12 protein-coding genes are annotated in these 13848 nt (G+C 67.6%); 4 read left to right on the top strand and 8 right to left on the bottom strand.

Annotated elements, in window-relative coordinates; all coding sequences use genetic code 11:
* Window positions 1-118: 118 nt before the first annotated feature.
* A complete protein-coding gene (locus V5F61_RS14940) occupies window positions 119-1096 on the bottom strand; it encodes a magnesium transporter CorA family protein (protein ID WP_393988632.1) in 978 nt (325 codons plus the stop codon).
* Window positions 1097-1249: 153 nt separating this feature from the next.
* Window positions 1250-1450, bottom strand: coding sequence for a hypothetical protein (locus V5F61_RS14935; protein ID WP_393988633.1), 201 nt, complete (start codon window positions 1448-1450; stop codon window positions 1250-1252).
* Between the two features lie 314 nt (window positions 1451-1764).
* Here V5F61_RS14935 and V5F61_RS14930 point away from each other — a divergent pair, with 314 nt between their 5' ends.
* The 4 genes from V5F61_RS14930 (at window position 1765) to V5F61_RS14915 (ending at window position 5051) form a co-directional block, all read left to right on the top strand.
* Window positions 1765-2367, top strand: coding sequence for a L,D-transpeptidase (locus V5F61_RS14930; RefSeq protein WP_393988634.1), 603 nt, complete (start codon window positions 1765-1767; stop codon window positions 2365-2367).
* Window positions 2368-2500: 133 nt separating this feature from the next.
* On the top strand, window positions 2501-3223 hold the full coding sequence (locus tag V5F61_RS14925) for an HAD family hydrolase (RefSeq protein ID WP_393988635.1): 723 nt from the start codon (window positions 2501-2503) through the stop codon (window positions 3221-3223).
* Window positions 3224-3404: 181 nt separating this feature from the next.
* Entirely contained in the window at window positions 3405-4106 is a 702-nt protein-coding gene (locus V5F61_RS14920; protein ID WP_393988794.1) for a DUF1499 domain-containing protein, read from the top strand.
* 144 nt (window positions 4107-4250) lie between these two features.
* Window positions 4251-5051, top strand: coding sequence for a creatininase family protein (locus V5F61_RS14915; protein WP_393988795.1), 801 nt, complete (start codon window positions 4251-4253; stop codon window positions 5049-5051).
* Between the two features lie 65 nt (window positions 5052-5116).
* On the opposite strand, the gene V5F61_RS14910 is transcribed toward V5F61_RS14915, so the two are convergent.
* The 6 genes from V5F61_RS14910 to V5F61_RS14885 form a co-directional block, all read right to left on the bottom strand.
* Window positions 5117-5767 carry an NUDIX domain-containing protein gene (locus V5F61_RS14910; RefSeq protein WP_393988636.1) on the bottom strand — a complete coding sequence of 217 codons (651 nt, stop codon included), beginning with the start codon at window positions 5765-5767 and terminating at the stop codon, window positions 5117-5119.
* Window positions 5764-7392, bottom strand: a complete 1629-nt coding sequence (locus V5F61_RS14905) for an ABC transporter ATP-binding protein (RefSeq protein ID WP_393988637.1) — start codon at window positions 7390-7392, stop codon at window positions 5764-5766. The genes V5F61_RS14910 and V5F61_RS14905 overlap by 4 nt, the downstream gene beginning before the upstream one ends.
* Window positions 7393-7404: 12 nt before the next feature.
* Window positions 7405-8613, bottom strand: a complete 1209-nt coding sequence (locus V5F61_RS14900) for an ABC transporter permease (protein WP_393988638.1) — start codon at window positions 8611-8613, stop codon at window positions 7405-7407.
* 4 nt (window positions 8614-8617) lie between these two features.
* Window positions 8618-9733: a microcin C ABC transporter permease YejB gene (locus V5F61_RS14895; protein WP_393988639.1), complete on the bottom strand. Its 1116-nt coding sequence runs from the start codon at window positions 9731-9733 to the stop codon at window positions 8618-8620.
* 278 nt (window positions 9734-10011) lie between these two features.
* Window positions 10012-11907 (bottom strand): extracellular solute-binding protein, encoded by a 1896-nt coding sequence (locus V5F61_RS14890; protein ID WP_393988640.1) that lies wholly within the window; start codon window positions 11905-11907, stop codon window positions 10012-10014.
* A 51-nt stretch (window positions 11908-11958) separates the two neighbouring features.
* On the bottom strand, window positions 11959-13848 hold the full coding sequence (locus V5F61_RS14885; RefSeq protein WP_393988796.1) for an extracellular solute-binding protein: 1890 nt from the start codon (window positions 13846-13848) through the stop codon (window positions 11959-11961).

The following is a 13848-nucleotide window of genomic DNA, read 5'->3' as shown; positions in this document are numbered from 1 at the left end:
AACAAACTCAAAGCTGGATAAAACTTGGGGGCAACGTCACAGGATCGGAGGACCCAACTTATCCGTGGCAGGAACTCAGGGGAGCACGTCAAAACTCACAGCGATGAACGGGCAGGCTTTAAAACCAGCCGCGTTGCTTGAAATAAAGATAAGGCAATATGCCCGAAATGAGCATTGCCAGGAGCGCCAAGGGGTAGGCGTAAGGCCATTGGAGTTCGGGCATGTGAGCGAAATTCATGCCGTAGATTGAGGAAATCAGCGTTGGGGGTGTAAGGACAAGGGTCAGTACCGCAAATATCTTCATGATGTTGTTCTGCTCGATGCCGACCATGCCGATCGTGGCATCAAGCAGAAACTGCACCTTGTCGCCGAGGAACGCGGCATAGTCGCTCAGCCCGGCGATATCCCGTGTCATGGATTTGAGGGGGGCGTGCGCGCCGGGGGAGAGCGGGCGTGCGTCCGGATCGGCGCCAAGGAAGGACAGGAGCCGCTGGAGGGAGGCAAGGCTCTCGCGTCCGAAGGAAATGACGCCCTCGGCGCGGGCGATCTGCGCGAGGATGGCGCGGTAGCGGTCAGAGCCGGCGGATCGGCTTCGCTCCGAGGAAAAGATGCGTGAGGAGGCGTCCTCAACCTCGGCGGCGATCTGCTCGAGGATGTCGGCGGCCTGATCCACGATCGCTTCCAGCAGCGCGATAAGAATGAACTCGCTGAAGACCGGTGAGGGGCAACTGCGGGTCAGGTGGGCGGCCACGGTCACGAACGCGCGAGGTTCAGTGTAGCGCACGCTGATGAGCCGGTCATGGGTGAGAATGAAGGTCGCGGGCTCCACACTCGGTGCCGCTGTGTCGCTGCCGCACAGGAGCGCGGCGGTCATGAAGCGTGCGTCGCCATCCACGAAGAGCCGGCTTGTTGGCTCGATCTCCCGCATCTTCTTGCGGGTGGGGATGGTGATCCGCGTGAGGCGCTCAACTGCCGCGGCTTCCTCGGGCTCTGGCGCCAGAAGGTCGATCCAGACGGCAGCGGGCGGAATGGCGTCCTCCGCCGCAAGCGTCATCGACTTCAGCGCTGGTCCTTCGGGAACATAAGCGATGATCATAAGCGAGCCTTCGAAGCAATTCCGCCTTCTTAGCTCGCCATCCGCCCGGATGAAACGGTCTCCGAGCAGCACATGCTGCCTCGTCGCGAGCCGCCGCGTGGGAGGCTCGCACCGGGTTCAACTTGCCCGGCGCATGCGGCGCCGGGACGTGCCTCACGCCGCAAAGTGGTCGATGTCGCGCAGCGTGACGACGCGGCGGGCGGCGGAGTTGGACGCGGCGGCGCGCTTGTCGCTGGTCTGATGGGCGGCGGCGGCGACGGAGGCGATGCCGATCTCGCGCCACTGCTGGCTCTGGTTCTTCAGGTCGGCCTTGGGCGCCGGCTGCTGAGCGGACGACGTCTGTTCGGTGGACATGACTTTCTCCCTTGATCCGCCCCCGCATGTGGCGTGGGGGGTACGCTTGCTGCACACGCCTTAGGGATGAGCATCGACTGCGTCAAAACTGTGCAGGCGTTGCGGCTTCTCCAAGGTTCCATGATGAAGTGGCGCCCAAAAGCTTGAGAATGTCCAAACAGGGCTGACGAAAGGTCAGTCGGTGCGGCATTTCTGCAACGCTTGAAGAGAACGCTGCGGCGGTCGCGCGTGAGGTCTTCAAGCGTTCGCCGCATTCGGTTAATCCAAACGACAGATTTCGAATCCTCCTTGAGAGGCACGAGGAAGAGGCCGACATGATGTGGCGGGCGGTAGGGGCGCTTGTGCTCGGATTGGCGCTGGCGGGCTGTGTGTCTGAGAACTATTCGCCTGCGCCGACGACGGCGCAGACGGCGCGGGACAAGCAGCTTCTCGCGAATGCGCCTTATCCGAAGGTGAAGCCCGAAGGGCAGTTCGCGCGGCACGAGGTTGAGTATCCGAGCAATAAGAAGCCGGGTACCATTGTCGTCGATACGCCGAACAAGTTCCTTTACCTTGTTGAGAACAATGGAAAGGCCATTCGCTATGGCGTGACCGTCGGCGAGGAAAGCCTCGCCTTCCGGGGTAGCGCCAAGGTGGGCCGCAAGACCGAATGGCCGAGCTGGACGCCCACTCCGGACATTCACCAGCGCATCGCCGGCCTTCCGTCCTATGTCGCTCCGGGCCCGCATAATCCGATGGGCGCCCGTGCGCTTTATCTCTACCAGGGCAGCGCGGACACCCTGTTCCGTATCCACGGCACGAATCAGCCGGAGCTGCTGGGTCAGGCCATTTCCTCCGGCTGCATCCGCATGTTGAACGAGGACGTGATCGACCTCTACAGCCGCGTTCCGGTGGGCACCGAGGTGGTGGTGCTCTGAACCGACGGGTTCTCTACCTTTGTGGCGAACGGGCGTGGCGGAAGCCGCGCCCGTTTTCGTTCATGGCGGCGCCGGTCCGGGAACTGCCGGGCGGCGTGGCGGGTGATGTCCGGCTGGCGGAGGAGGGGCGCTTGTGATCGAGGATATCGAGGCCCTGCTGTTCGATAAGGACGGCACGCTGGTGGATTTCGACCGCACCTGGGGCCCGGCCGCCGGGGCCGTGATGGGCATTCTCGCGGCCGGAGATGGTGAGCGCCTGGCGCGGCTGCACGCGGTGAGCGCCTATCTGCCGGCGGAGCAGCGGTTCGAGCCCTGGTCGCCCCTGGTGGCGGGATCGTCGCTTCACTATGGGCCGCTGTGGGCGCAGGTGCTGGGCGTGCCGGCGTCTCCAGCGTTCCTGACGCGGATCGACATGCTGTTCGCGGAGGAAGGGCAGCGCTTCCTCACGCCTATCGGACGTCCGGACAAGGCGCTTGCCCGCCTTGCGCGCGGCGGTTTGGCGCTGGGCATGGTGACCAATGATGCGGAGGCCAACGCCCGCAGGCAGGCGGACGCTCTAGGGCTCTCCCAGTGGCTCGATTCCATCGCGGGTTATGATTCGGGATACGGCTCCAAGCCCGATCCCGGCATGGTGCTCGCAGGCGCGGCGCAGGGCGGCCATGTGCCGGGGCGCGTTGCCGTGGTGGGCGACACCGCCCACGATCTCGATGCCGCGCGCGCGGCGGGGGCGCAGTTCATCCTCGTGCGCAGCGGCCCGGCGCCGGTGGAGCATCTCGCGTCTGCCGCGGATTTGGTCATCGACAGCGTGGACGACCTACCCGATGTCCTGTTCGGCGCGATGTCCTGCGGGGCGTGAAAGACCGGCTTTAGCGCCGCCTTCGGGCACGCCGCCCCTTGCCAAGCATCGCCGTGTCCGTCATTCCAGGAGAAGGGGCAGGGCGGGCGGAAGACGGAATACGATGATCAGGCGCCGTCTGTATATTGAGGAGCGCGTTTCGCCGACCGCGCGATGGAGCTTCCGTCTGGCCTTGTTCGCGGTGCCCGTGCTGGTGCTGTCGATTGTGCTCTACCGGTTCGGCCTTCTGGATTTCTCCCTTGCCACGGTGGCCTTCGCCGCAGGGCTGGCGGTGGCGGCCCTCGGCGGGCTGCTCGGCGCCGCCGCCTTCTTCATCACCTGGGAGAGCGGCTGGGTCGGCATCGGCCGCGCCCTGGCGGCGGTGACGCTGGCCCTGGCGGTGCTCGCGGCGCCGGCCCTGGTGATCGCCCGCGGCATGATGCTGCCGGACATGACGGACATTTCCACCGACCTTGTCGATCCTCCGCGCTTCCAGGCCCTGCTGCTGGCGCGCCCGCGCGAGGCCAATGATCATCCCGCGCCGAGCGCGATGGCGGCGGAGGCGCAGCGCATGGGCTATCCCGGCATCAAGCCCGTGGACCTCAGCGCCACGCCGGAAGAAGCCTTCAATGCCCTGCTGGCCCTGGTGCAGAAGCGCGGATGGCACATCCTGGACGCCGCGCCTCCGCGCGGCACCCAGCGCGACGGCCTCATCGAGGCGGTGGCGGTGTCGCGCATCATGGGCTACCGCAACGACATCGTGATCCGCATCCGCCCCACGCCGAAGGGCGCGCGGGTGGATATGCGCTCGGCCTCGCGCTACGGCGTGCGCGACCTGGGTTCGAATGCGGAGCGCATCGAAAGCCTGATGGCCGATCTCACCACCGAGCGCCGCAAGCGCTGATTCCCGGGCCCCGGGAGGGGAGCTCGCGGTGACCGAAGGCAGGCGGGCGCTTCGATGCCGGGATGCCGCGGCGTTCTCGCGCCTTGGCATGAGGTGGCGCGGCGGAGCACACAGAGGAGCGGGCGAGGCCCGCCGGGAGTGTCGCTGGTGTTTCTCAGATGGTCGGAATTGTCCTCTCCCGCGATTGCGGCGCTCGACAAGTCGCGCCTCGTGGCGGTGATGCCGGTGGCGGCGGTGGAGCAGCACGGCCCCCACTTGCCCCTGGGCACGGACTTTTTCATCGCCGAAGGCTACCTTGCGCGCATCGCGCCCCTGGTGCCCGACGCGTTGGACGTGGTGGCGCTGCCGGTGCAGGCGGTCGGCAAGTCCGACGAGCACCAGAGCTTCCCCGGCACGCTCACGCTCTCACCCGCCACTGCCATCGCCGCGTGGGTGGAGCTGGGCGCCTGCCTCGCGCGCGCGGGCGTGCGGCGGCTCGTGCTCATGAACACCCATGGCGGCAACGTGCCGGTCATCGATCTGGTGGCCCGCACCCTGCGGCTGGAGCACAAGATGCTGGTGGCCATGTCCTCCATGCATCGCTTCGGCTATCCGCCGGGCCTGTTCGCGGACCACGAGCGGGCCCACGGCATCCACGGCGGGGAGGTGGAAACCTCCCTCATGCTCGCCTTCCGGCCGGAGCTGGTGGACATGGGCCAGGCGGCGGACTTCGTGCCCTATTCGGTGGCCATGGAGGGCGAGTTCAGGCGCCTGCGGGCGAACCACCCGGTGGGCTTCGGCTGGCTGAGCGAGGACCTGAGCGCGGCTGGCGCCATGGGCGACGCGCGCGGCGCTACGGCGGAGAAAGGCGAGGCGGCGGCCGATTTCGGCGCGCGGGCGTTCGTGGAACTGCTGGAGGACGTGGCGGCTTTCGACCTCTCCCGCCTTGAGGCGCGGGGTGTTTGAACGAAACCCGCCCGCCGCCGTCGAGGACCCTGGCCGGGGCCGGTGGCACGATGGCGCGCGGTTCGTCAGGCGGGGGCGGCTGTGGCGAGCAGAGCCGGCAGGCGTCCTCGGTTGAGGGCAAGCCATTGCAGGGCGATGATAAGGTAGCCGTTGGCGCAGCGCCCGGCGGCCAGCATGGCCAGCGCTTCCTCCACCGGCACAGCGAGCGGGCGGATGATCTCCTGTTCCTCGGCAAGACCGGCGCGGGCGGGCAGGGCGCCGGAGTCCACCTCGGCGAGGAACAAGGTGGCGTGCTCGTCGGTGATGCCGGGCGTGGGCAGGAAGCTCATGAGCTCCACCACGCGGCCGGGCGCAAGGCCGATTTCCTCCGCGCACTCACGCCGGGCCGCGGCCTCCGGCGCCTCTCCTGCGTCGACGCCGCCCGCCACGATCTCTATGAGCTCGCTGCGCCCGCGCCCCAGGGCGAGAAAGGCGGGCATGCGGAACTGGCGCACCAGCACCACCGTGTCGCGCCGTGGATCGTAGGCGAGCACGCCCACCACCCGCCCGCCGCGCAGGATGTCCCGCGTCTGCCGCACGCGCGCGCCCGCGCCGTCGGCGAGGCTGGCCTCGTAGCGTTCGTAAGGGCGGTAGCCCGCGCCGATGGGGGTGGGCCCCTCCACCGCCACGTCGGCGGGGCCATCGGCGGGGAGGGGGGGCTTGTCCGCCGCGCTCATTGCCGGACCAGGTCTGCGCCCGCGCTCTCCAGGGAGAAGGCGGCGGCAAACAGGGCGCGGGTGTAATCCTCCCGCGGGTTCTCGAACACGTCGCGGGCGGGGCCTTCCTCCACCATACGGCCGTTGCGCATGACGAGGATGCGGCTCGCCAGCGCCGACACCACGCGCAGGTCGTGGGAGATGAACATGAAGGTCAGGTCGCGCTTCCTCTGGAGTGCGCGCAGCAGCTCCACGATCTGCGCCTGGACGATCATGTCGAGGGCGCTGGTGGGCTCGTCCAGCACCACGAAGGAAGGCTCCAGCGCCATGGCGCGGGCGATGGAGATGCGCTGGCGCTGGCCGCCGGAGAATTCATGCGGGTAGCGGTGCCGGGTCTCTGGGTCGAGCCCTACGTCCGCCAGCGCCGCGATCACGCGCGCCTCCCGCTCCTCCGCGGAGAGCCGGCGCTGGTGCACCAGCAGGCCCTCCTCCACGATCTCGGCCACCGACATGCGTGGGGAGAGCGAGCCGAAGGGGTCCTGGAACACGATCTGCATGTCGGCCCGCAGCGGCCGCAGGGCCTTGAAGCCCAGCCCGTCGATGCGCCGGCCGAGGAAGGTGACCGGACCGGCGGAGGAGATGAGGCGCAGCAGCGCGAGGCCGAGCGTGGTCTTGCCCGAGCCCGATTCCCCGACCACCCCCAGGGTCTCACCTCGGCGGATGGCGATGGAGACGCCGTCCACCGCCTTCACGTGGCCCACGGTCCGGCGCAGTACGCCGCGCTTGATGGGGAAGTGCACCTTGAGGTCGCTCGCCTCCACCACCACCGGCGCGTCGGCGGCGACGGGCGCGGGGTCGGGCTTCGGCTCCGCCTTGAGCAGCGCCTGGGTGTAGGGATGGCGCGGATTGAGGAAGGTCTCTTCCGCGCCGCCCTGCTCCACGATCTCGCCCTTCTGCATCACGCACACCCGGTCGGCGATCTTGCGCACGATGTTGAGGTCGTGGGTGATGAACAGCATCGCCATGCCGAGCCGCTTCTGCAGGTCCTTCAGCAGCTTCAGGATCTGCGCCTGCACGGTCACGTCGAGGGCGGTGGTGGGCTCGTCGGCGATCAGCAGGTCGGGTGCGTTGGCGAGCGCCATGGCGATCATCACGCGCTGGCGCTGGCCGCCGGAGAGCTGGTGCGGATAGGCGGACAGGCGCGAGGCGGGATCGGGGATGCCCACCTCCGCCAGGAGCTCCAGCGTGCGGGCGCGGGCCGCGTTGGCGCCGAGCCCCCGGTGCAGGATGAGCATCTCGCCCACCTGCCGCTCGATGGTGTGGAGCGGGTTCAGGGAGCTCATGGGCTCCTGGAACACCATGGTGATCTTGTTGCCGCGCACGCCGCGCAGCTCGCGCTCGGGAATGGCGAGCAGGTCGCGCCCCTCGAACAGGATCTCGCCGGAGGGGTGGCGCGCGGCGGGGTAGTTGAGCAGCTTCAGGATCGACAAGGCGGTGACCGACTTGCCGGAGCCGCTCTCGCCCACCAGGGCGAGGGTCTCGCCCGTGGCGATGTCGAACGAGACATGCTTCACCGCCAGCGCCTCGGCGCCCTCGCGGCGAAAGGCGACCGAGAGGTCGCGCACGGAAAGGAGGGGGGCGGTCATCTCTTTCCTCCCTCAGGCGAAGGTCTTGCGCGGGTCGAAGGCATCGCGCACCGCCTCGCCGACGAAGACGAGCAGGCTCAGCATCAATGCCACGGTGAAGAAGCCGGTGAGGCCGAGCCAGGGGGCCTGGATGTTGTTCTTGCCCTGGGACAGCAGCTCGCCCAGCGAGGGCGAGCCCGGCGGCAGGCCGAAGCCCAGGAAGTCCAGCGCGGTCAGCGTCATCACCGAGGAGGAGAGGATGAAGGGCAGCATGGTCAGCGTCGCCACCATGGCATTGGGCAGGATGTGCCGCGTCATGAGGGTGAGGTTGCCGACGCCCAGGGCGCGGGCCGCCTGCACGTATTCGAAATTGCGCGCGCGCAGGAATTCGGCGCGCACCAGCCCCACCAGCGACACCCAGGAGAACAGCAGCAGGATGCCGAGCAGCACCCAGAAGCCGGGCACCAGCACCGAGGAGATGATGAGCAGCAGATAGAGCGAGGGGATGGCGGTCCAGATCTCGATGACGCGCTGGAACAGGAGGTCCACCCAGCCGCCGAAATAGCCCTGCACCGCCCCCGCCGCGACGCCCACCACCGACGAGACGAGGGTGAGCGTGAGCCCGAACAGCACCGAGATGCGGAAGCCGTAGAGCAGGCGGGCGACGACATCGCGGCCCTGGTCGTCGGTGCCGAGCCAGTTCCATTCGAGCCCGGCGCAGCCCGAAACGCCCTTCTTCTCCGCCACCGCCTTGCACTGGGCCTCGGTGAGCATCCAGGTGGGCGGGGAAGGGGCTGGGGTGGGCAGGTCGAGATTGTGGGTGGAATAGGAATAGCGGATGGGCGGCCACACCATCCAGCCGCCCTTCTCGGCGATCAGCTTCTGGAGATAGGGGTCGCGATAGTCGGCGTCGGTCTCGAAGTCGCCGCCGAAGGTGGTTTCCGGATAGGCGCGGAAGACGGGGAAATAATAATGCCCCTCATAGGAGACGAGCACGGGCTTGTCGTTGGCGATGAACTCGGCGCCGAGGGAGATCGCGAACAGCACCGAGAAGATGATGAACGACCAATAGCCCCGCCCGTTGGCGCGGAAGCTGGCCAGCCGGCGCCGGTTGAGCGGCGAGAGCGCGAAGCGGCCCCTGGGGTGCGCTTCTCCCGGCGGGGGCAGGGCCCCGTGCGGCAGCTCGCGCGCGGCGGGCAGGTCGGTGGGCTCGCCCGGCTGGAGCAGCGGAACGTTCGCCATGGCCTCAGACCTCCCGCGTCTCGAAGTCGATGCGCGGATCGACCAGCATGTAGGTGAGGTCCGAGACGAGGCCGACGATGAGGCCCGCCAAAGAGAAGATATAGAGGGTGGCGAATACCACCGGATAGTCGCGGTTGAGCACGCTCTCGAACGACAGCAGGCCGAGCCCGTCGAGGGAGAAGATGGTCTCGATCAGCAGCGAGCCGGTGAAGAAGGCGGAGATGAAGGCCCCCGGAAAGCCCGCGATGACGATCAGCATGGCATTGCGGAACACATGGCCGTAGAGCACCCGCCGTTCGGTGAGGCCCTTCATGCGGGCGGTGGTCACGTACTGCTTGCGGATCTCCTCCAGGAACGAGTTCTTGGTGAGCAGCGTCATGGTGGCGAAGGCCCCGAGCGCCATGGAGATGATGGGCAGCACCATGTGCCACGCATAGTCCAGGATGCGCTCGGGCCAGCTCATCTGCCAGAAGTTGTCCGAGGTGAGGCCGCGTAGCGGGAACAGGTCCCAGAACGAGCCGCCCGCGAACAGGATGATGAGCAGGATGGCGAACAGGAAGGAGGGGATGGCATAGCCGACGATGACCACCGCCGAGGTCCACATGTCGAAGCGCGAGCCGTCGCGCATGGCCTTGGCGATGCCCAGCGGAATGGAGATGGCGTAGGTGAGCAGCGTCATCCACAACCCGAGGGAGATGGAGACGGGCAGCTTCTCCGCGATCAGGTCGAGGACGGTGATGTCCCGGAAATAGGAGCGGCCGAAGTCGAAGGTGGCATAGTCCCCGATCATCTTCAGGAAGCGCTCGTGGGGCGGCTTGTCGAAGCCGAACTGCTTCTCGAGCTGGGCGATGAAGGCGGGGTCCAGGCCCTGGGCGCCGCGATACTTGGAGGCCATGGCGTCCGCCGCCCCCGCCGCCTGGGCCGCCGAGGCGGCGCCGGAGAAGTCGCCCCCGCCGCCCGACACGCGCGAGGTGGCCGAGACGTCGTCGCCCGTGAGCTGGGCGATCACCCGCTCCACCGGCCCACCGGGCGCGAACTGGACGACCACGAACGACACCAGCATGATGCCGAGCATGGTCGGCACCATGAGGGCAATGCGGCGGATGATGTAGGCGAGCATCGCGTCTCCCGATCCGGACTGGCGGTGCAGACTAAAGCGTTTCCCCATTTCATGGAATCGGCCAAACGCTTTGGATTCTTGACTCGACGCGTTTTCTTCACGCGAACCGGTTTCCGCTTTGCCCGAAAACGCTCCAAAGCGATCCCGGCCAGAGCGTGCGGCGGCTTTACGTCTGGAACCGCGTGTTGACGAAGCTGTCGAGGCCGCCGGAGAACGAAACGTCGCCGGCTGTGCGCCCCAGGGAAAGCCGCCCTCCGTCTATCGGCGGGCGGCATCCATCAGCCGCCCTTGGCGCCGCCGGGCGTGGTGCTCCACCAGGTGTCGAGCACCCCCAGCTCGTAGCGGGGCTTCACCTTGGGCCGGTCGAACACGTCCCAGTAGGCGATGCGGTTCTCGCCGGAATACCATTGGGGAATCCAATAGTGGCCCGCCCTCAGCACCCGGTCGAGGGCGCGGCAGCAGGTGACGAGCGCCGGTGCGTTCTCCGCCGCCAGCGCCTGGTCGATGAGCGCGTCCACAACCGGGCTGGAGATGCCGGCCACGTTGTAGGAACCGGGCGTGCGCGCCGCCTCCGTGGAGAAATAGGCGCGAAGCTCCTCGCCCGGATAGGGCGCAAAGGAGTAGCGGCGCGTCACCACGTCGAAGTCGAAATTCTGGAGCCGCGCCTGGTATTGGGCGGGATCGACGATGCGGAAGGTGGCGTCGATGCCCACTTTCTTCAGGTGGCTGATGAAGCGGGCGTGATGGCGCTCCATGGCGCCGTCGTCCTCCAGGAACTCGATGGTGAAGGGCTCGCCCTTGGCATTGACGAGCCTGCCCTTGAGGATCTGGTAGCCTGCATCCTTCAGCAGCGCCACGGCCTTGAGCCGCAGGGCGCGGTCCTCGCCCGAGCCGTCCGAGGGCGGCGGCACGTAGGGCTCGCCGAACACGTCCTCGGGGAGCTGCGCGCGGAACGGATCAAGCAGCTTCAGCTCTGCCGGGGAGGGCAGCCCCTCGGCCATCATGTCCGAGTTCTGGAAGAAGGACACCGTGCGGTGGTAGGAATCATACATCAGGTTCCGCCGCGTCCAGTCAAAGTCGAACAGGAGGCCGATGGCCTCGCGTACGCGGCGGTCGAAGAATTGCGGGCGGCGGGTGTTGAGGAACCAGCCCTGCACGCCCGAGAAGCTCTCGTCCTTCAGCGTCTCCAGCTTCACCCGGCCGTCGCGCACGGCGGGGAAGTCGTATTGCGTCGCCCATTCGCGGGCGGTGAACTCCTCGCGGAAGAGATAGGCCTTCGCCTTGAAGCCTTCGAAGCCGGCGATGCGGTCGCGGAAGTATTCGTAGCGCACGGTGTCGAAATTGAAGCGGCCCTTCATGGTGGGCAGGTCCGTGCCCCAATAGTCCTTCACCCGGTCGTACTCGATGAAGCGCCCCTGCTCCAGGCGGGCCACCTTGTAGGGGCCCGAGCCCAGGGGCAGGTCCATGGAGGACTGGTTGAACGGGTGCCGGGCCAGATATGCCCTGGAGAAGATGGGCATGCCGGCGGCCGTCAGCGGCACGTCGCGGGCGCGGCCGGGCTTGAAGCGCATCACCACCGCGTGGTCGCCGTCCGCCTCCACGCTCGTGAGATCGCGTAAGGCCATGCGGATGGTCTCGTAGCCGTCCGTCTTCAGGGCCGCGAAGGTCGACACCACATCGGCGGAGGTGACGGGGCTGCCGTCATGGAAGCGGGCCTTGGCATTCAGCGGGAAACGATAGGTGAGCCCCTCGTCCGCGATCTCCACGCCGGTGGCGAGGCGCGGATACATGGCGCTCTTCTCGTCGCCGGCGGCGGTCATGAGCGTGTCGTAGATGAGCTCGATGCCCTGGGCGCCGTTGCCGCGCTGGTTGTAGGGGTTCAGCGTGTCGAAGGTGTTGAGCGACTGGTTGTAAAAGGTGGTGCGGCCCATCTGGGAGAAGGGCCCGCCCTTTGGCGCCTGCGGGTCCACATAGTCGAAATGGGGGAAGCCGGCGGGATACTTCAGGTCGCCGAAGAAGGAGATGCCGTGCCGCCCCGTCGCCGCCGCGGCGGGCGCGCCCTCGCCGGCGGCGCCGGGCGGCGGCGCATCTTCCGCGCGGGCGAGACGGGGCGCCAGCAGGCCGGCCGGGAGGCCGGCGCACAGGCGCAGGAGAGAGCGGCGGGAGAGGCTCATGGGCGCCGGTTCCTCATGTGGCGGGTCTCACTGGCAGGTCTCACTGCCAGGTCACTTGGCGGCGCCGATGGCGGCCGCCTTCTGGGCATCGAACCACCAGATCTCCGGGAAAGCGAAGGAATAGGCCGGCAGCTCGGCGGGATGGGAGAAGCGGTTCCAGCGCGCGGTGCGGGTGAAGTTCAATGTCCAGGCCGGGATGACGTATTCGTTCCACAGCAGCACGCGGTCGAGGGCGTGGGTGGCGGCCACGAGGTCGGCGCGGTCGGTGGCGTAGATCACCTTGTCGATGAGGGTATCCACCGCCTTGTCGCGGATGCCGCCGTAGTTGCGCGAGCCCTCGCGGTCGGCGGCGTCGGAGCCGAAGAAGTCGCGCTGCTCGTTGCCCGGTGAAAGCGACTGGCCCCAGGCGGAGACGATCATGTCGAAGTCCCGCGCGCGCACGCGGTTGACGTATTGCGAGGAATCCACAAGCCGGATGGTGACGGCGATGCCCAGCCGCTCCAGGGTCGGCTTGTAGAACACCGCCACCCGCTCGAAGGCGGGGCTGGCGATGAGGATCTCGATGGTGAAGGGCTCGCCCTTGGCGTTCACCAGCTTGCGGTTCTTCACCTCCCAGCCGGCCTCCTTCAGGAGCTGCATGGCCGCGCGCAGGTTGGCGCGGCGGGCGTCTTCGTCGCCGCTCACGGGGTTGGCGTAGGCGGTGGTGAACACCTCCGGCGGCACCTGGCCCTTCACCGTTTCCAGGATTTCCAGCTCGCGGCCCTGCGGCAGGCCGGAGGAGGCGAGCTCGGTGCCGGAGAAATAGGAGGAGATGCGCTTGTACTGGTCGAAGAACAAAGCGTGGTTCATGCCCTCGAAGTCGAGCGCGTAGTTGAGCGCGCGGCGCACGCGGCGGTCCTGGAATTTCTCGCGCCGCAGGTTGGGGATGAAGGCCTGCATGACGCCCGAGGCGCGGTTCTCGAACATCTCCAGGATCACCCTGCCGTCCCGGCGGGCGGGGAAGTCATAGGCGGTGGCCCAGTTCTTGGCGGAGCTCTCCACGCGGAAGTCGTACTGGTCCGCCTTGAAGGCTTCCAGCATCACCGTGTCGTCGCGGAAGTATTCGTAACGGATTTCGCCGAAATTGTCCTTGCCGATGTTGACGGGCAGGTCCTTGCCCCAATAGTCCTCCACCCGCTCGAACGCGATGGAGCGGCCCGGGACCACGCTCTTGATGCGGTAGCCGCCGGAGCCGAGCGGCGGCTCCAGCGTGCCCTGGGTGATGTCGCGCGGCTTGCCGTCGGCGCCGGTGCCGGTCCACCAGTGCTTGGGCAGCACCATGAACTGGCCGACGATCTGCGGCAGCTCGCGGTTGCCGGCCTGGTCGAAGGTGAAGGTAACCTCGCGCGCGCCGGTCTTCTCGGCCTTCACCACATGGGAATAGTAGAACTTCTGGTTGGGATTGTTGGCCACCAGCACCTCGAACGACCACACCACGTCATCGGCGGAGATGGGCGTGCCGTCATGCCAGCGCGCGCCTTCGCGCAGGCGGTAGGTGACGGAGGAAAAGTCCGCAGGGTAGCTCACGCTCTCGGCGATGAGGCCGTATTCGCTGGCCACCTCATCGTAGGAGGCGGTCATGAGCGTGTCGTAGATGAGGTTGAGCCCGCTCGCGAGGCTGCCGCGCGGAATGACGAAGTTGAGCGTGTCGAATCCGCCGTCCTCGGCGAGCCGCAGCAGGCCGCCCTTCGGCGCGTCAGGGTTCACATAGTCGAAGTGGGGAAAGCCCGCCTTGTACCTGGGCGTGCCCATCAGCGACAGGCCGTGGTGGAACACCCGCGCCTCGCCCGAGCTCGCCGGCGCGGGACTCCCGGCCGGAGCGGCCTCCTGCGCGAACCCGCGGCCCGCGAGCAGCGGCGCGAAGGCGGTGGCAAGGGCGAAGGCACGGCGGGTGAGCAGCAT

Source organism: Xanthobacter sediminis, assembly GCF_043195015.1.
GTDB lineage: Bacteria > Pseudomonadota > Alphaproteobacteria > Rhizobiales > Xanthobacteraceae > Xanthobacter.
This window is presented reverse-complemented; position numbering and strand designations above follow the sequence as displayed.

What these genes read in the sequence shown, in the direction of transcription:
- V5F61_RS14905 (WP_393988637.1), bottom strand. Translation starts at nt 7,392, where the DNA reads ATGACCGCCCCCCTCCTTTCCGTGCGCGACCTCTCGGTCGCCTTTCGC.
- V5F61_RS14885 (WP_393988796.1), bottom strand. Translation starts at nt 13,848, where the DNA reads ATGCTGCTCACCCGCCGTGCCTTCGCCCTTGCCACCGCCTTCGCGCCG.
- V5F61_RS14900 (WP_393988638.1), bottom strand. Translation starts at nt 8,613, where the DNA reads ATGGCGAACGTTCCGCTGCTCCAGCCGGGCGAGCCCACCGACCTGCCC.
- V5F61_RS14935 (WP_393988633.1), bottom strand. Translation starts at nt 1,450, where the DNA reads ATGTCCACCGAACAGACGTCGTCCGCTCAGCAGCCGGCGCCCAAGGCC.
- V5F61_RS14930 (WP_393988634.1), top strand. Translation starts at nt 1,765, where the DNA reads ATGATGTGGCGGGCGGTAGGGGCGCTTGTGCTCGGATTGGCGCTGGCG.
- V5F61_RS14890 (WP_393988640.1), bottom strand. Translation starts at nt 11,907, where the DNA reads ATGAGCCTCTCCCGCCGCTCTCTCCTGCGCCTGTGCGCCGGCCTCCCG.
- V5F61_RS14940 (WP_393988632.1), bottom strand. Translation starts at nt 1,096, where the DNA reads ATGATCATCGCTTATGTTCCCGAAGGACCAGCGCTGAAGTCGATGACG.
- V5F61_RS14910 (WP_393988636.1), bottom strand. Translation starts at nt 5,767, where the DNA reads ATGAGCGCGGCGGACAAGCCCCCCCTCCCCGCCGATGGCCCCGCCGAC.
- V5F61_RS14895 (WP_393988639.1), bottom strand. Translation starts at nt 9,733, where the DNA reads ATGCTCGCCTACATCATCCGCCGCATTGCCCTCATGGTGCCGACCATG.